Origin of the sequence: Streptomyces sp. NPDC021115, assembly GCF_044333065.1 — a bacterium.
Lineage (GTDB): Bacteria > Actinomycetota > Actinomycetes > Streptomycetales > Streptomycetaceae > Streptomyces.
Window position 1 is genome coordinate 1 of sequence record NZ_JBIRQF010000041.1, and the last position, 19,250, is coordinate 19,250.

The following is a 19,250-nucleotide window of genomic DNA, read 5'->3' on the forward strand; positions in this document are numbered from 1 at the left end:
CGCCCCCGGTGCGAAAGAACTGGCCAACCGGCTGCATGAGTTGGGCACCGACGTACGGATCATCGCAGCCGATGTGTCCGACCGCGCCGCTGTCAATGACCTCGTCGCGGGCATCGATCCAGCCCATCCACTGACCGGCGTCGTCCACGCCGCGGGCGCCCTGGACGACGCCATGCTTCCCGCGCAGTCCCCGGAGCGGCTGGCCCGGGCATGGGGGGCCAAGGCCGCCGCCGCTGCCCATCTGCACGCGGCGACCGAGCATCTACGACTCGGTGCGTTCGTGATGTTCTCCTCCTTCGCCTCCGATCTGGGCACCCCCGGGCAGGCCAACTACGCAGCGGCCAACGCCTTCTGTGACGCCCTCGCCTCCCACCGCCAGGCCCTCGGGCTGCCAGGTCTGTCGGTGGCTTGGGGACTGTGGGCGGCCACCAGCGGCCTCACCGCCCGGCTGGACACCGCCAATCTGGCCAGGATCGGCCGTCTGGGGATCTCGGCCAACACCACCGAAGAGGGGATGGCCCTGCTGGACGCGGCGTACCGCCCCGGCCGTCCCCATCTGCTGGCGCTCAAGCTGGACACCCGGGCCTTGGCCGCCCAGGACACCGCCACCCTGCCCACCCCGCTCCGCGCGCTCGCCGTCACCAATGGCAGCAGCCGTCGGCGGCCGACCGCGGCGGCCGGTGGCCAGCCGACCGACTGGGCCGGGCGGCTCCGCGGACTGCCGTCCTCCGAGCAGCACCGGCTGCTGCTCAACCTGGTGCGCAGCCACGCCGCCACGGTGCTGGGCCACGCCGACCCCGCCACGGTCCACCCGGACGCGTCGTTCAAGGACCTGGGCTTCGATTCGCTGACCGGGGTCGAGCTGCGCAACCGGCTGGCCGCGGCCACCGGGCTGCGGCTGCCCGCGGCGCTCGTCTTCGACCATCCCGAAGCGGCAGCGCTCGCCGAACACCTCCGCTGCCAACTCGCCCCGGAAGGCGCCGGATCCGCGGGCCGGGGTGCCCTCCACCCGGTCTTCGACGAGCTGGTCAGGCTGGGGAACAGCCTGTCCGCCCTGGCCGTCGAGGAGTTGGATTCCAGGGCCGTCACGACCCGGCTGGAGACCTTGCTTTCGCGCTGGAAGGCGATGTGTCCCTCGGGCCACGAGGGCGACGACGACGGCGGCGCCGTCGAGCGGCTCCAAGTCGCGACAGCCGATCAGGTGCTGGATTTCATCGACAACGAGCTTGGCCTGTCATGACCGACGTGGCGCGCCCTTTCGCGGAAGGCCGGGTGACCCTCTGTGCCGCATGCTGATGAAGAGAAGCTGGTCGAGTATCTGAGGCGCGTGGCGGGCGACCTGCACGAGACACGCCAGCGGCTTCGCGCCATGGAGGACCGCTCCCAGGAGCCGGTGGCTGTGGTGAGCATGGCCTGCCGCTATCCGGGTGGTGTGCGTACACCCGAGGATCTGTGGCGACTCGTCGCCTCCGGCGGACACGCGATGGGGGAGTTCCCCATGGACCGCGGGTGGGACCTGGAGAGCCTGTTCCACCCGGACCCGGAGCACCCCGGCACCAGCCACGCCCGTGAGGGCGGTTTCCTCTACGACGCCGACCAGTTCGATCCCGAGTTCTTCGGCATCAGCCCGCGCGAGGCCGTGGCCGTCGACCCCCAGCAGCGGCTGCTGCTGGAGGTTTCCTGGGAGCTGCTGGAGCGCGCCGGAATCGACCCCGCCTCGCTAAAGGGCAGCTCGACGGGCGTCTATGCCGGGACCGCCCTCCCCGGTTTCGGCACACCGCACATCGACAGGAGCGCCGAGGGCTATCTGGTCACGGGCAACGCCCCCAGTGTGCTGTCGGGCCGGGTGGCGTACGCCCTCGGCCTCGAAGGGCCCGCGGTCACGGTGGACACCGCGTGTTCGTCGTCGCTTGTGGCGATGCATCTGGCGGCCCAGGCGCTGCGGCAGGGCGAATGCGCGCTGGCCCTGGCCGGTGGTGTGACGGTGATGGCGATCCCGAACGTGTTCACCGAGTTCTCCCGGCAGCGGGGCCTCGCACCCGACGGCCGGTGCAAGGCGTTCTCCGCGGACGCGGACGGCACCGCCTTCGCCGAGGGCGTCGGCCTGGTGCTGCTGGAGCGGCTGTCGGACGCGCGGCGCAACGGCCATCGGGTGCTGGCGGTCATCAGGGGCTCGGCCATCAACCAGGACGGCGCCTCGAACGGCCTGACCGCCCCCAACGGCCCCTCCCAACAGCGGGTCATCACCCAGGCGCTGGCGAACGCACGGCTGTCACCGGCCGAGATCGACGTGGTCGAGGCTCATGGCACCGGCACCCGGCTGGGCGACCCCATCGAGGCGCACGCGCTGCTGACCACTTACGGCCAGGACCGGCCCGACGGAAAGCCACTGTGGCTGGGGTCGGTCAAGTCGAACATCGGCCACACCCAGGGCGCGGCGGGCGTGGCGGGTGTCATCAAGATGGTCATGGCGATGCGGTACGAAACGCTGCCCGCCACCCTGAACGTCAACGGGCCCACCCCGCACGTGAACTGGGACGCGGGCGCCGTACGCCTGCTCACCGAGTCGGTCGACTGGCCGCGCGGGGAACGTCCGCGCCGGGCCGCGGTGTCCTCGTTCGGCATCTCCGGAACCAACGCCCACCTCCTCCTCGAATCCGCGCCGGACAGCCCGCCCGCGCTGACAGCCACCGAGGAGGACCCGCCCGTCGGCCGCACGCTGCCCTGGGTGCTGTCCGCCCGTACCGGCCGGGCACTGCGCGACCAAGCCGAGGCGCTGGCAGCCCATGCCGACGACAACCCCCGGCTGCCCCTGGCCGACGTGGGCTGGTCACTCGCCAGGACCCGCACCGTCTTCGAACACCGGGCCGTGATCCTCGGCGACGACCGCGACCAGCTGCTGACGGCCGTACGCGCGCTGTCCGAAGGCCGGAACCACCCCGGGCTGACCCATGCCGGGGCGGCCCGCCCCGGTGCCACCGCGTTCATGTTCACCGGGCAGGGCAGCCAACAGCCCGGCATGGGGTCGGAGTTGTATCAGCGCTTCGAGGCGTTCGCCACGGCCCTCGACGAGGCATGCGCCCATCTGGACCCGGTGCTGGGGTGCTCGCTGCGCGCCGTCCTCTTCGCCGCCGAGGACACCGACGAGGCCCGGTCCCTGCATCGCACCGGACTCACCCAGGCGGCCCTCTTCGCCCTGGAGACCGCCCTCTTCCGGCTGGTGGAGTCCTTCGGCCTCGCCCCCGGATATCTGACCGGCCACTCCGTGGGCGAAATCGTCGCCGCACACGTGGCGGGCGTTCTGTCGCTGCCGGACGCCTGCACGCTCGTCGCCGCCCGGGGCCGCCTCATGCAGGCGCTCCCGGCCGGTGGCGCCATGGCCGCCGTCGAGGCCACCGAGGAACAGGTCCTCCCCCTGCTCAGCGCGCACGCGGACCGTCTCGCCCTGGCCGCCGTCAACGGGCCCGCCGCCCTCGTGGTGTCCGGCGCCGCGGAAGCCGTGGACGAGGTGGTCCGCACCCTCAAGGAGCGCGGCCACCGCACCAAGCGGCTGCGCGTCAGCCACGCCTTCCACTCGCCGCTCCTCCAGCCCATGCTGGACGAGTTCCGCGAGGTCGCCCGCACCCTCACCTACCACGCGCCCCACATCCCCGTGATCTCCAATGTCACGGGCGACGTGGCCGACTCCGACCAGCTCCGCGACCCGGAGTACTGGGTACGCCACGTCCGCGAGCCCGTACGGTTCCACGACGGACTGCGGACCCTGCGCGCCGAGGGCGTGGTGCGCTACCTCGAACTCGGCCCGGACGCCGTGCTCACCACCATGGCCGAGGACGCCCTCGCCGCCGACGGGACCGCACCGGAGACGGTGCCGGTGTTCGCCACCGTCCTGCGCCGCGGCCGCGACGAGCCACGCACCCTGCTGTCCGCCCTGGCCCGCATGCACATCGACGGCGGCACCGCCGACTTCTCCGCCGCACTGCCCGACGGCGCGGGCCACGCCGACCTGCCCACGTACCGATTCCAGCGCGAACGCTACTGGCGTCCCGTCCCGAACGGCACCGCCGACGTACGCGCCGCCGGGCTCGGCGCCACCGGCCACCCCCTCCTCCAAGCGGTCGTGGAAACTCCCGACGGCGAACTGCTGCTCACCGGGCGGCTCTCGCTGACCACCCACCCCTGGCTGGCGGACCACACCATCGCGGGCAGCGTGCCGCTGCCCGGGACGGCCCTGCTGGAGCTGGCCCTGCTCGCCGGGGCGCGGGCGGGCTGCGACACGGTCGACGACCTCACCCTGGAGACCCCGCTCCTCCTGCCCGCCTCCGGAGCGGTGCGCATCCAGCTGGCGGTCGCCGCCCCCGACGACACGGGCCGACGCGCGCTCACCCTCTCCTCCCGCCCCGCCGACGAGGACGACGGAACACCGTCGGCCATGGACGCCTGGCGCCGGCACGCCGTAGGGCTCCTCGCCCCCGCGGCACCCGCCCCCGCAGCGACCACCCCGGCGCCGTGGCCACCGGCCGACGCCGTCCCGGTCGATGTGGCGGACCTGTACCGGCGCCTCACCGAGCAGGGGTACGCGTACGGCCCGTCCTTCCGCGGACTGCACGCCGCGTGGCGGCATGGCGAGGACATGCTCGCCGAGGTGCGCCTGACCACCGAGCCGCCGGGCGACGCCGAGGGCTTCGGTCTCCACCCCGCCCTGCTCGACAGCGCGCTGCACCCGGTGGAGGAGCTGTTCAACGGTGACTACACGAGCCAGGAAACCGTCCGGCTGCCGTTCTCCTTCAGCGGTGTACGGCTGTTCGCCACCGGCGCCACCCGGCTACGGGTCCGCCTCACCCCGACCGGCCCCGACACCATCGCGCTCACCCTGACCGATGACCACGGCACCGTGGCCGCCACCATCGAAACCCTCGGGCTGCGCGAGGTCCCCGCCGACCGCTGGCGCTCCGCCCGCACCGACGACTCCCTCTACCGCCTCGACTGGCAGCCCCAGCCGCTGCCCGCAGGCCCATCCGCCAGGCCCGAGAGCTGGGCCGTCGTCGGCCTCGACCCCCTGCGCCTGTCCGACGGCGGCCCCGAACCCGCCTCCGTCCACACCGACCTGGCCGCGCTGACGGCCGCCATCGGCTCGGGACAACCGGTCCCGGACCTCGTCATTCTGACGCGCCCCGGCCACGACAACGCGACATCCGACCCCGACCAGACCCCCGCGCAGGTGCGCGCCGCAGCCCATCAGATGCTGGACGCGCTGCGCACCTGGCTGACCGACGAGCGGTTCGGCACGGCCCGGCTGGTGATCGCCACCCGTGGTGCGATCGCCGCCACCCCCGACGACCCGCCCGCCGACCTGACCACCGCGCCTCTGTGGGGCCTGGTCCGCGCCGCGCAGGCCGAACACCCCGAGCGCATCCTGCTGCTGGACCTGGACGACGGCCCCGACTCCCGCCACGTCCTGCGCACCGCGCTCCCGGCCGCCGTGGCGGCCGGTGAGACCGAGCTGGCGGTACGGGCCGGGACCGTACGCGTCCCCCGTCTGGTGCGCGTCCGCCCCGACCACGAGGCGCCGCTTCCCGCCCTCGACCCGGACGGAACCGTCCTGATCACCGGCGGCACCGGAGCCCTCGGGCGGCTGGTCGCCCGGCATTTCGCCACCGCCCACGGCGCCCGCCACCTGCTGTTGGTCTCCCGGAGCGGCCCGGCCGCACACGACATCGACACCTTCACCGCCGAACTGGCCGCCCTGGGCACGGACGTGCGCATCGCCGCCTGTGACGTCACCGATCCGCACACGGTGGCCGCTGTGCTGGCCACGATCCCCGACGCCCATCCCCTGACGGCCGTGGTCCACACAGCAGGGGTGCTGGACGACGGGGTCCTCACCTCGCTGACCCCCGAGCGGTTCGACGCCGTCCTCGCCCCGAAGCTCGACGCGGCATGGCATCTGCACCGGCTGACCCGCGAGATGTCCCCGGCGGCGTTCGTGATGTTCTCCTCCGCCGCCTCCGTCATGGGCAACGGCGGGCAGGCCAATTACGCGGCCGCCAACATGTTCCTCAACGCCCTCGCCGAACGCCGCCGCGCCGAGGGCCTGGTGGCCCACACGCTGGCCTGGGGGCTGCTGGCCTCGGCCGGTGGCATGACCCATGACCTCGACGACACCGACCTGGCCAGGATGGCGCGCTCCGGCGTCGCCCCCATCGCGGACGACCAAGTGCCCGTGCTGCTGGACACCGCGCTGACCACCCCGTATCCCGTCCTCGTACCGGCCAGGTTCGATCCGGCCGCGCTGCGCGCCCGGGCCGCCGCCGGGCCACTTCCGCCCGTACTGCGCGCCCTGGTGGCCAGCCCCGCCCGGCCCGCCCGGGACACCGGCGCGGTGTCCTGGGCCGCGCGGCTGACCGGTCTGCCCGCCGCCGAACAGGACCGTGTTCTCGGCGAATTGGTCCGCGCCCAGGTCGCCACCGTGCTCGCCCATCCGGCACCGGAGGCCATCGAGCCGGGCCGTGCCTTCCAGGAACTCGGCTTCGACTCACTCACCGCCCTCGACCTGCGCAACCGCCTCAACGCGGCCACCGGGACCCGAATCCCGGCCACCGTCATCTTCGACTATCCGACCCCCGACGCCCTGGTGGGTTTCCTGCGCGAGCAGCTGATCGGCACACGCGACACGGCACCGCTCGCCCTCGTGGCGGCGACGGCGGGGGCGGCGGTGGCCACCGACGACGATCCCATCGCCATCGTCGGCATGGCCTGCCGCTATCCGGGCGGTGCCGGCTCGCCGGAGGAGCTGTGGCGGCTGGTGTCCGAGGGCGTGGACGCGATCAGCGCGTTCCCCGAGGACCGGGGCTGGGACCTGCCGGGGCTCTTCGACCCCGACCCGGACCACCCGCGCACCAGCTATGCCCGCGAGGGTGGATTCCTGTACGACGCGGCACGCTTCGACGCCGAGTTCTTCGGGATCAGCCCGCGTGAGGCGCTGGCCACCGACCCGCAGCAGCGGCTGTTGTTGGAAACCGCGTGGCAGGCCTTCGAGAACGCGGGCATCGACCCGATGACCCTGCGCGGCAGCCAGACCGCGGTCATCACGGGCGTCATGTACGACGACTATGGCAGCCGTTTCCTGGGCCGTACCCCGGAGGGCGTCGAGGGCCGCCTGATGACCGGCAGCACCCCCAGCATCGCCTCCGGGCGCGTCGCGTTCACCTTCGGCCTGGAGGGGCCGGCGGTGACTGTGGACACGGCGTGTTCGTCATCGCTGGTGGCCATGCATCTGGCGGCCCAGGCGCTGCGCCAGGGCGAATGCGCGCTGGCCCTCGCGGGCGGCGTGACAGTGATGGCCACGCCGAACACCTTCGTCGAGTTCTCACGGCAGCGCGGACTGGCCACGGACGGCCGCTGCAAGCCGTTCGCGGCGGCGGCCGACGGCACGGGCTGGGGCGAGGGCATCGGACTGCTCGTCCTGGAACGGCTGTCGGACGCCCGGCGCAACGGCCACCAGGTGTTCGCCCTGCTCCGCGGCTCGGCCGTCAACCAGGACGGCGCCTCCAACGGCCTGACCGCGCCCAACGGCCCCTCGCAGCAGCGGGTGATCCGGCAGGCGCTCGCCTCCGCCCGCCTCACCCCGGCCGACATCGACGCGGTCGAGGCCCATGGCACCGGTACCACACTGGGCGACCCGATCGAGGCGCAGGCCCTGCTCGCCACCTACGGACGGGAGCGGGCCGACGGGCGGCCGCTGTGGCTCGGCTCCATCAAGTCGAACATCGGCCACACCCAGGCCGCCGCCGGGGCCGCGGGCGTCATCAAGATGGTGATGGCGATGCGACACGGACTGCTGCCCGCCTCCCTGCACATCGACGCACCGAGCCCGCACGTGGAGTGGGAGGACGGCGTACGGCTGCTGACCGAGGCGGTCGCATGGCCACGGGAGGAGCGGCCGCGCCGGGCCGCCGTGTCCTCCTTCGGCATCAGCGGCACCAACGCCCACGTCATCCTCGAACAGGCCCCGGAACCCACCCCCCGCACGGAGCCGGCACCTGCGGCAGACCACGCCGTGGTGCCCTGGGTGCTGTCCGCGCGGGGCACCACGGCGCTGCGCGAGCAGGCCCGGGCCCTGGCCACCCACCTCACCACCGCCCCCGAGGCCACGCCCGCCGAGGTGGGCTGGTCGCTGATCAGCACCCGTACCCTCTTCGACCACCGGGCCGTGGCCGTCGGCGAGAGCCACGCCGATCTGCTGGCCGCGGTGGAGGCGCTGGCGGCCGACGAAGCCCACCCGGGCGTCGTGCAGTCCGGCACCGCCCCGGACCCGCGCGCGGCCGGACCGGTGCTGGTGTTCCCGGGGCAGGGATCGCAGTGGCAGGGGATGGGGGCCGAACTGCTCGACATCTCCCCGGCGTTCGCGGAGCGCGTGGCCGCCTGCGAACGGGCCCTGGCCCCCTACGTCGACTGGTCCCTCACCGATGTGCTGCGCGGCACCGAGGGCGCGGGCGATCTGGGACGGGTCGATGTGGTGCAGCCGGTGCTGTGGGCGGTCATGGTGTCGCTGGCCGCCGTCTGGGCCGGTTACGGCGTGACACCCGCCGCCGTCGTGGGCCACAGCCAGGGCGAGATCGCTGCCGCCTGCGTGGCCGGGGCGCTCTCGCTGGACGACGGCGCCCGGATCGTGGCCCGGCGCAGCCGCGCCCTGCGGCGACTCGCGGGCGGCGGCGCGATGGCCTCCGTCGGCGTGGGCCGGGAACGCGCCGAGCGGCTGCTCGCCGACCTGGGCGAGCGGGCGGCCACGGTCGTGGTGGCGGCCGTCAACGGGCCCGCCTCGACGGTGGTGTCCGGACCGCCCGAGCAGGTGGCCGCGGCCGTGGCCGCCTGCCGTGACACCGGTGAACGGGCCCGGATGATCGAGGTGGACTACGCCTCCCACAGCCCCCAGGTCGACGAGATCACCGACGAACTCACCCAGCTGCTGGACGGAGTTCACCCCGTCCGGCAGCCCGGGACGGGCGTGGCCTTCTACTCCACCGTGACCGCGGGCCCCGCCGACCCCGCCGAACTCGACACCGCGTACTGGGTGCGCAACCTGCGCGACCAGGTGCGGTTCGCCGACGCCGTACGGGCCGCCCTGGCCGCTGGCCACCGCGTGTTCATCGAGGTCAGCACCCATCCCGTCCTCACCGTCGGGATGCAGGAAACCTTTGACGAGGCGGGCAGCGCGGCCATCGCGGTGCCCACCCTGCGGCGCGACCACGGCGATCTGGCCCAGCTGCTGCGCTCGGTGGCGCAGGCGTTCACCGCCGGGGTCGAGACGGACTGGGCCACCCTGTTCCCGGCCGACCCCACGCCCCGTACCGTCCCATTGCCGACGTACGTCTTCCAGCGCGAGCGCTACTGGCTGGACGGGGCGGACGGACGCGGCGGCGACCCCGCCGACCTCGGACTGACCTCCGCCGACCACCCCCTGCTGGGGGCCGCCGTCGAACTTGCCGACAGCGGCACCCACCTGCTCACCGGCCGCATCGGGACCGGTGGCGGCCACGGCTGGCTGGCCGAGCACGTGGTGGCCGGGGTGCCCCTGGTACCGGGCGCCGCGCTGGTGGAGTGGGCACTGCGCGCCGCCGACCAGGCAGGGTGCGCGATGGTGGACGAACTGACGCTGCACACCCCGCTGATCCTTCCCGAATCCGGCGGGCTGCGTGTCCAGGTGGCGGTGGGCGCGGCCGACGAGGACGGCCGCCGCGAGGTGCGCGTCCACTCCCGCCCGGACACCGACACCGATGGCACATGGCTGTGCCACGCCGATGGCGTACTCGCCCCGCCCCGCGGCCACCGGGTGCCCATGCCCTCCGGGGCATGGCCGCCACCGGGCGCGGAACCGGTGGACGCGGACGGCTTCTACGGGCGGGCCGCCGCCGAGGGATACGCGTACGGGCCCGCCTTCCATGGCGTACGCAAGCTCTGGCGGGACGGCCTTGATGTGCTGGCCGAGGTGGCGCTGCCCGAGACCGCCGGTGAGGGCAGCGGATTCGGCATCCACCCCGCGCTGCTGGACGCCGTGCTCCACCCGGCCGCCCTGCTCACCGCCGACGAGGACGACCACGCCCGGGTGTGGCTGCCGTTCACCTGGAACGGAGTGTCCCTGTGGGCCGCCGGGGCGACCACGGTACGGGTCCGGCTGTCCCCGCATGGGCTCGATGCGGACGGCGAGCGGGCGCTGCGGGTGACCGTGTCCGATGCTGTGGGCGATCCCGTCCTCACCGTCGACTCGCTGGTGCTGCGGCCCGCCCGTATGGACCAGCTGCGCACCCCGGGCCGCCGCGGCGCGGACGGGCTGTTCACGCTGGACTGGATCTCGCTGCCGGAGGCACCGCAGCCGGTGGCCGATGGCGGCGACTGGGCGGTGCTGGGCCCGGCGGAATGGGACACCGCGGGCGCGGTGCGCCACCCGGATCTGGCATCGCTGCTCGCGGGCGCCGACCGTGGCGACCCTCTCCCCTCGGTGGTGCTGACCGGTGTCCCGTCCGCACCGGACGCCACCTCTGCCGAGGGCCTGACCACCGTGCAGCGCACGATCAGCCTGCTCCAGGCGTGGCTGGCCGAACCCCGGCTGGCCGAGACCCGGCTGGTGGTGGTGACGCGGGGTGCCGTCGCGGCCGGGGCACCGGACGGGGGCGAGACCGGGGACGCCCCCGGAGCCGACGCCGTGGACGCCGCCGCTGCGGCGGTGTGGGGGCTGCTGCGCAGCGCGCAGGCCGAGAACCCCGACCGGTTCGTCCTGCTCGACCTCGACCTCCGGGGCCCGGCGAAAACACCGGGCGCGGATGTCCTGGACGGTGTGCTGTGCGCGATGGGGATGGCCGAACCGCAGGTGGCGCTGCGCGCGGGCCGGGTATGGGCGCCACGGCTGATGCGGGCCGGGGCTGCCGGAAGCGGTGGCCTGGTCGCCCCGTTGGCGCAACCGGCCTGGCGGCTCGCGGTGGAAGGCGCCGCCACCATCGAGAACGTGACCCCGGTGCCCTGCCCCGAAGTGCTGGAGCCACTGGGCCCGGGCCAGGTCCGCATCGCGGTCCATGCGGCGGGCGTCAACTTCCGCGACGCGCTGATCGCCGTAGGGATGTATCCGGGCGGAGGGGTGTTCCGGGGCAGCGAGGGCGCGGGCGTCGTCACGGACATCGGGCCCGGGGTGACCGGACTCGCCGTGGGCGACCGCGTGATGGGCCTGTTCGAAGGCGCCTTCGGCCCGCTGGCGGTGGCGGACGCGCGCATGGTGGTACCGATCCCGGACGGATGGACCGTCCAGCAGGCCGCCGCCGTACCCGTGGTGTTCCTCACCGCCTGGTACGGGCTGGTGGACCTGGCCGGACTGCGGCCAGGGGAGTCGGTGCTCATCCACGCCGCGACCGGCGGCGTCGGCATGGCAGCCGTCCAGATCGCCCGCCACCTGGGCGCCGAGGTGTACGCCACGGCGAGCCCCGGCAAGCACGCGGTGCTGGATGAGATGCGCATCGACCCTGCGCACCGGGCCTCGTCACGCACCCTCGACTTCGAAACCGCACTACGGGACGCCACCGGCGGCCGTGGCATGGACGTGGTACTGAACAGCCTCGCCGGGCCCTTCGTCGACGCCTCGCTGCGCCTGCTGGCCGACGGCGGACGGCTCTCGGAGATGGGCAAGACCGATATCCGCGATCCGGAGGACATCGCCGCCACTCACCCCGGCGTCCGCTACCGGGCCTTCGACCTGGTGCCCGACGCCGGACCGGACCGCATCGGCGAGATGCTGCGCACGCTCCGCGAGCTGTTCACCGCCGGGGTGCTGCGGCCCGCCCCCGTACGGACCTGGCCGCTGAGCCGGGCACGGGAAGCGCTGCGGCAGCTCAGCCAGGCCCGCCACACCGGCAAGCTGGTCCTGGATGTTCCGGCTGCGCTCGAACCGGACGGCACGGTGCTCATCACGGGCGGCACCGGCACGCTGGGCGGTATCGTCGCAGAACACCTCGTACGCACCTGGCAGGTACGCCACTTGGTGCTGGCGAGCAGGCGGGGACCGGACGCACCGGGCGCTGCCGAACTGGGCACCCGTCTAGGTGAGTTGGGCGCGTGCGTGCGCACGGTCGCGGTGGATGTGACGGATGCGGCCGCGGTGGCGGAGCTGGTGGCGGGGATCGGCGCGGAGCATCCGCTGACCGGCGTGGTCCACGCCACGGGGGTGCTGGACGACGCGGTGCTCACCTCGCAGACCCCGGAGCGGGTGGCGCGGGTGTGGGAGGCGAAGGCCACGGCGGCGGCCTATCTGCATGCGGCGACGGCAGACATGCGGCTCGGCATGTTCGTGATGTTCTCCTCGGCCGCGGGGGTACTGGGCAGCCCGGGGCAGGCCAACTACGCGGCCGCGAACGCCTTTTGCGATGCCCTGGCCGCCCGTCGCAGGGCCGAGGGCCTGCCGGGTGTGTCGATCGCCTGGGGGCTGTGGGCCGACGCCAGCGGAATGACCGGCCACCTCGCCGAGGCCGACCTCGCCCGGATGTCCCGTACGGGCGTGGGCGCCCTCGGCACCCGCCAGGGCCTGGCCCTGCTCGACGCCGCCGTCCAGCACGGCCGCCATCTGCTGGTGGCGGCCGACGTGAACGTCCGCACCCTGGGCGCCCTGCCCGCCGAGCGCCTGTCCGCCACTCTGCGCGCACTCGCCACCACCAGTGGCGGTGGCGGCGCCGGACGACGTACGGCGGCGGCTGCCGACGCGGGGTACCCCGCCGACTGGACCGCCAGGCTGGCCGGTCTGTCGGCGACCGAGCGCCACCGCCTGGTGTTGGGCCTGGTCCGCGGCCACGCGGCCACCGTGCTGGGGCACACCGATGTGGGGGCGGTGCAGGCCGATGCCAGCTTCAAGGAGCTGGGTTTCGACTCGCTGACCGCCGTGGAACTGCGCAACCGGCTCGCCGCCGCCACCGGACTACGGCTGCCCGCCGCGATGGTCTTCGACTACCCCGAGGCCGTCGTGCTCGCCGACTACCTGCTGGAACGGCTCGCACCCGACGACGCGACCACCGTGGGCCGGGACGGCGTGGACCCCGTAATGGGCGAGCTGGCCAGGCTGGACCACGCCTTGGACGGCCTGGTGGCGGACGAAGAGGGACGGCACAGGATCGCCAAGCGGCTGAGCGGACTGCTGGCGAAGGTGAACGGCAGCGGATCGGCCGACGCGTCCAGCGTGACGGACTTCAGCGGCCTCGAATCCGCTTCGGACGACGAGATGTTCGCGCTCATTGACCGTGAACTGCCCTGATGGAGGAGCGAGAACAGATGCCGGGTACGGATTCGGGTACGGGTACGGGTACGGGTACGGGTACGGAAGAAAAGCTCCGCCAGTACCTCAAGCGGGTGACGGCCGATCTGGGGCAGACCCGCCAGCGCTTACGCGAGGTGGAGGAGCGCGCGCAGGAGCCGGTGGCCATCGTCAGCATGGCCTGCCGCTTCCCGGGCGGGATCGCCTCCCCCGAAGACCTGTGGCAGCTCGTCGCCTCCGGCCGCGACGCCATCGGGGACTTCCCGAAGGACCGCGGCTGGGACCTGGACGGCCTGTACCACCCGGACCCGGGCCACCCCGGCACCAGCTACGTCCGCCGCGGTGGCTTCCTGCGGGGCGCCGATGGCTTCGACGCCACCTTCTTCGGCATCAGCCCGCGCGAAGCACTCGCCGCCGAACCGCAGCAGCGCCAGCTCCTCGAGGTCTCCTGGGAACTGCTCGAACGCGCCGGAATCGACCCCACCTCGCTGAAGGGCACCCCGACCGGCGTCTACGCGGGCGCCGGAATCCTCGGCTTCGGCACCCCTCACATCGAAAGGAGCGCCGAAGGATATCTGCTCACCGGCAACACCCTCAGCGTCCTCTCCGGGCGGGTCGCCTTCACCCTCGGCCTCGAAGGACCCGCGGTGACCGTGGACACGGCGTGCTCCTCCTCCCTGGTCGCCATGCATCTGGCGGCACAGGCGCTACGGCAGGGCGAATGCACCCTGGCCCTGGCCGGTGGCGTCACAGTGATGACCATCCCGCACACCTTCGTGGAATTCTCCCGCCAGCGCGGACTGGCCCCCGATGGCCGCTGCAAGCCGTTCGCGGCGGCCGCCGACGGTACGGGATTCTCCGAAGGCGTCGGCCTGCTGCTCCTGGAACGCCTCTCGGACGCACGGCGCAACGGACACCAGGTCCTCGCGGTGCTCCGCGGCTCGGCGATCAACCAGGACGGCGCATCGAACGGCCTGACCGCACCGAACGGCCCCTCACAGCAGCGAGTGATCCGCCAGGCTCTCATCAACGCCCAGCTGTCCTCCACCGAGGTCGACGCCGTCGAGGCCCATGGCACCGGCACCACTCTCGGCGACCCCATCGAGGCGGACGCGCTGATCGCCGCGTACGGTCAGGACCGGCCCACCGATCGGCCGCTGTGGCTGGGTTCGTTGAAGTCCAACATCGGCCATGCGCAGGGCGCGGCGGGTGTGGCCGGTGTGATCAAGATGGTGATGGCGCTGCGACACGAGATGCTGCCCGCGACCCTGTACGTCGACGAACCGACCCCGCACGCGGACTGGAGCGGTGGCGCGGTACGGCTGCTCACCGAACCGGTGGCGTGGCCGCGCGGCGAGCGCCTGAGGCGGGCCGGTGTGTCGGCGTTCGGCATTTCCGGCACGAATGCGCATGTGATCGTGGAGCAGGCCCCGGAGGCGCCGGAGGTGGCGCCGGTGTCCGAGCGTGGTGGCGTGCTGCCGTGGGTGGTGTCGGCGCGGAATTCGGACGCGTTGCGCGATCAGGCGGGGGCGTTGGCGTCGCGGGTGGTCGATGCGGGGTTGGTGCCGGTGGATGTGGGTTGGTCGTTGGTGAGGTCGCGGTCGGTGTTTGAGCATCGTGCGGTGGTGGTGGGTGAGGGTCGGGCGGAGTTGGTGGCTGGGGCCGAGGCGTTGGCGGCGGGGGATTCGCATCCGGGTGTGGTGTGTTCGGGTGTTCCGGTGCTGGCGGGTGGTGTGGGTCCGGTGTTGGTGTTTCCGGGTCAGGGGTCTCAGTGGGTGGGGATGGGTGCGGGGTTGCTGGATGTGTCGTCGGTGTTTGCGGCGCGGGTGGCGGAGTGTGAGCGGGCCCTGTCGCCGTATGTGGATTGGTCGCTCAGGGACGTGTTGCGTGTGGGTGATCTGGGCCGGGTGGATGTGGTGCAGCCGGTGTTGTGGGCGGTGATGGTGTCGTTGGCGGCGGTGTGGGCTGAGCATGGTGTGCAGCCTGCGGCGGTGGTGGGTCATAGCCAGGGGGAGATCGCCGCGGCCGTGGTGGCGGGGGCGCTGTCGTTGGAGGATGGTGCGAAGGTGGTGGCGCTGCGGAGTCGGGCGTTGCGCAAGCTGGCCGGTGGTGGGGCGATGGCGTCGCTCGGTGTGGGGCAGGAGGGGGCTGATCGGCTGCTGGCCCGGCTTGGTGACCAGGCCGCTGGGGTGGGTGTGGCGGCGGTGAACGGTCCCTCTTCTACAGTGGTTTCAGGCCCGCCGGAGCAGGTGGCCGCAGTCGTGGCCGCATGCCGGGAGAGCGGCGATCGCGCGCGGTTGATCGACGTGGACTACGCCTCGCACGGCCCGCAGGTCGATGAGATCCACGATGAGCTGATGCGCGTACTGGACGGTGTGACCCCGGTCGCCGCCTCCTCGGACGACGTGGCGTTCTATTCGACGGTGACCGGTGGCCGAGCCGATACGGCCGGACTGGACGCCGCGTACTGGGTGCGGAACCTGCGGGAGCCGGTGCGGTTCGCGGATGCGGTGGAGGCGCTGTTGGCCGATGGGCACAGGGTGTTCATCGAGGCCAGTACCCATCCTGTGCTGACTGTTGGCATGGAGGAGACGTTCGAGCGGGCGAGCGTCGAGGCGGTGACCGTGCCGACGCTGCGCCGCGACCATGGCGGTCAGGACCAGCTCGTACGGTCCCTCGCCCAAGCCTTCAACGCGGGCGTCCCCGTGGACTGGACGGCCCTGTTCCCGGCCGACCCGACGCCGAACACCGTGGACCTGCCCACGTACCCGTTCCAGCACCAGCGCTTCTGGATGGCCGGATCGGGCGGGACCGGCGACCCCAGTGACCTTGGGCTCGTATCCGCCGGGCATCCGCTGCTGGGCGCCGCGGTCGAGCTTGCCGACGGCAGTACGCACCTGCTCACCGGCAGGATCACCGCAGGCGGTGGCGAGAACTGGCTCGGCGACCATGTGGTGGCCGGGACCGTGCTGGCGCCGGGTGCGGCGCTGGTGGAGTGGGTGCTGCGGGCGGCTGACGAGGTCGGCTGCGGCGGGGTGGAGGAGCTGGCGCTTCAGGTTCCCCTGGCGCTGCCCGAGTCGACGGCTTGCCGCGTACAGGTCGTGGTGGGCGAAGCAGCGGAGGACGGGCGGCGTGAGGTCCAGGTGTACACCCGTTCCGGGGACGCCGCCTCCGTAGCGGGGTGGGTGTGCCACGCGGAGGGCGTCCTGAGCCCGCCACGTGCGGACACGGCCCCGACGACCGAGGGCTTGCCGGGGGTGTGGCCTCCGGCGGGCGCGGAGCCGGTGGAGCTGAAGCGGTTCTACGAGCAGGCTGCGGTGGCGGGATATGCGTACGGGCCGTCCTTCCGGGGGCTGCGCGCGATGTGGCGGGACGGTGCGGACGTCATCGCGGAGGTGGCACTGCCCGAGGAAGCGGGCGCTGAGGAAGGATTCGGTATCCATCCGGCGCTACTGGACGCCGCGCTGCAGCCGGCGCTGCTGATCGCCTCGTCCGAGCAGGGACAGGACGACGACCAGGTGTGGCTGCCGTTCGCCTGGAACGGAGTGTCCCTCTGGGCCACCGGCGCCACCACCGTGCGGGTGCGAATCTCCCCGCAGGCGCGAGGTGTGGACGGCGAGCGGGGACTGCGGCTGGTGGTGGCCGATACCGCGGGACAACCGGTCCTGACGGTGGACTCCCTGGTGACGCGCCCGGCACGGATCGAGCAGCTACGGGCTGTGGGCGCCCGTGGTACGGACGGGCTGTTCACATTGGAGTGGACGCCACTGCCTGCGGTGCCGGTCACCACGGATGGCGACGACTGGGTGATCCTGGGACTCGACCACCAGGCCGAAGATCTGGAGTCGTTGATCGCGGCGCTCGATGCCGATGAGCCGGTTCCGTCCGTCGCCCTCGCCCGCCTTCCACACTCCGAAGCCGATGGCCTGACGGCGACCGCCGAGGGGCTGGCCTTGGCGGAGCGGACATTGGGACTGTTGCAGGGTTGGTTGGCCGAACCACGGCTGGCCGACACCCGGTTGGTGGTGGTGACGCGGGGTGCGGTCGCGCACGCCGAGGGAGACGTCCCGGATCTGGCCGGCGCCGCCATATGGGGCCTGGTGCGCAGCGCGCAGGCGGAGAACCCGGGGCGCTTCCTCCTCCTCGACCTCACGCCCGACACCGAAGTCTTCACGGACCGTGTGCGAGAGGCGGTCGCGTGTGCGGTGGAACGGGACGAACCTCAGCTGACCTTGCGCGACGGCCAGGTGCTGGTGCCCCGGCTGAAGCGGGCCGACAGCGACCAGCCGTCGGACATCCCCGCCGCGCTTGACCCGGACGGCACGGTGCTCATCACGGGCGGCACCGGCACGCTGGGAGGCCTGGTCGCCGAACACCTCGTACGCACCTGGCAGATCGGTCACCTGGTGCTGGCGAGCCGCAGGGGGCCGGACGCCCCCGGCGCACGGGACCTGGCCGACCGGCTGGAACACCTCGGCGCGCGGGTGCGCATTGCCGCCGTGGACGTCACGGATGCGGCTGCGGTCACGGAGTTGGTGGCGGGGATCGATGCGGAGCATCCGCTGACGGGCGTCATCCACGCCACGGGTGTGCTGGACGACGCGGTGGTCACCTCGATGACCCCGGATCGGGTGGCGCGGGTGTGGGAGGCGAAGGCCACGGCGGCGGCCCATCTGCATGCGGCGACGGCGAATCTGCCGCTGGGCATGTTCGTGATGTTCTCCTCGGCCGCTGGAGTGCTGGGCAGCCCGGGCCAGGCCAACTATGCGGCGGCCAACGCCTTCTGCGATGCCCTGGCCACTCACCGCCGGGCCAGCGGCCTTCCGGCGCTGTCGGTGGCATGGGGGCTCTGGGCGCAGTCCAGCACCCTGACCGGAAAGCTCGCCGAGGTGGACCGGGGCCGGATGTCCCGCTCAGGCATCACCGCGATGTCCACCGCGAAGGCGCTGACCCTGTTGGATGCCGCGTGCCAACTGCCGTATTCGTTGTTGGTGGCTGTGGATCTTGATGTGGTGGGGGTGGTGGGTGGTGAGGTGCCTGCGGTGTTGCGTGGGCTGGTGGCGGGGCGTGTGCGGCGTCGGGTGGCCCTTGGCGGCGAGCGGGCTGGTGGGTTGGCTGGGCGGTTGGTGGGGCTGGCTGAGGGTGCGCGGTTGGATGTGGTGGTGGAGGTGGTGCGGGGTTGTGTGGCGGTGGTGTTGGGGTTTGGTTCGTCGGGTGCGGTGCGGTCGGGGGTGGCGTTCAAGGAGTTGGGTTTTGATTCCTTGACGGCGGTGGAGCTACGTAATCGGCTGTCGGCGGCGACGGGGTTGCGGTTGCCCGCGACGATGGTGTTCGACTATCCGACTCCCCACGCTCTGGCCACCTACCTGTGCACCCGGCTGAGCGGGGAGACGGTACGACCCGACGTCCCCGCCGTGACGTCGACGGCCACCGACGAGCCGATCGCGATCGTCGCGATGACCTGCCGGTTCCCGGGCGGCGTCACCTCCCCGGAGGGCCTGTGGAACCTGGTGTCCTCGGGCCATGAGGCGATCGGGGAGTTCCCGACCGGCCGGGGCTGGGACCTGGGCAACCTCTTCCATCCGGACCCCGACCACCCGGGCACGTCCTACGCCCGAAAGGGCGGGTTTCTGTACGACGCCGACGCGTTCGATGCGGGGTTCTTCGGTATCAATCCGCGTGAGGCGCTTGCCACCGATCCGCAGCAGCGTCTGTTGTTGGAGGCGGCGTGGGAGGTGGTGGAGCGGGCTGGTATCGATCCGGTGTCGTTGAAGGGCAGTCCGACCGGGGTCTACGCCGGGGTGATGTACCACGACTACGCGGCCGGGCTCAGCGGTGGTGACGCACGACTGGAGGGCTACGCCATGCTAGCCAGCTCCGGCAGTGTGGTGTCGGGTCGTGTGGCGTACACGTTGGGGTTGGAGGGCCCGGCGGTGACGGTGGATACGGCGTGTTCGTCGTCGCT

General features: G+C 72.8%; 3 protein-coding genes. All 3 read left to right on the top strand.

Features of this window, described 5'->3' with window-relative positions; genetic code table 11:
• Positions 1-1,240: KR domain-containing protein (locus ACH4TL_RS45615; RefSeq protein WP_398331998.1), on the top strand; the 1,240-nt coding region annotated here is incomplete at its 5' end.
• Between the two features lie 42 nt (positions 1,241-1,282).
• Positions 1,283-13,285 carry an SDR family NAD(P)-dependent oxidoreductase gene (locus ACH4TL_RS45620; RefSeq protein ID WP_398332001.1) on the top strand — a complete coding sequence of 4,001 codons (12,003 nt, stop codon included), beginning with the start codon at positions 1,283-1,285 and terminating at the stop codon, positions 13,283-13,285.
• Between the two features lie 17 nt (positions 13,286-13,302).
• Positions 13,303-19,250 (top strand): SDR family NAD(P)-dependent oxidoreductase (locus ACH4TL_RS45625; RefSeq protein WP_398425525.1); only part of this gene is annotated, 5,948 nt, incomplete at its 3' end.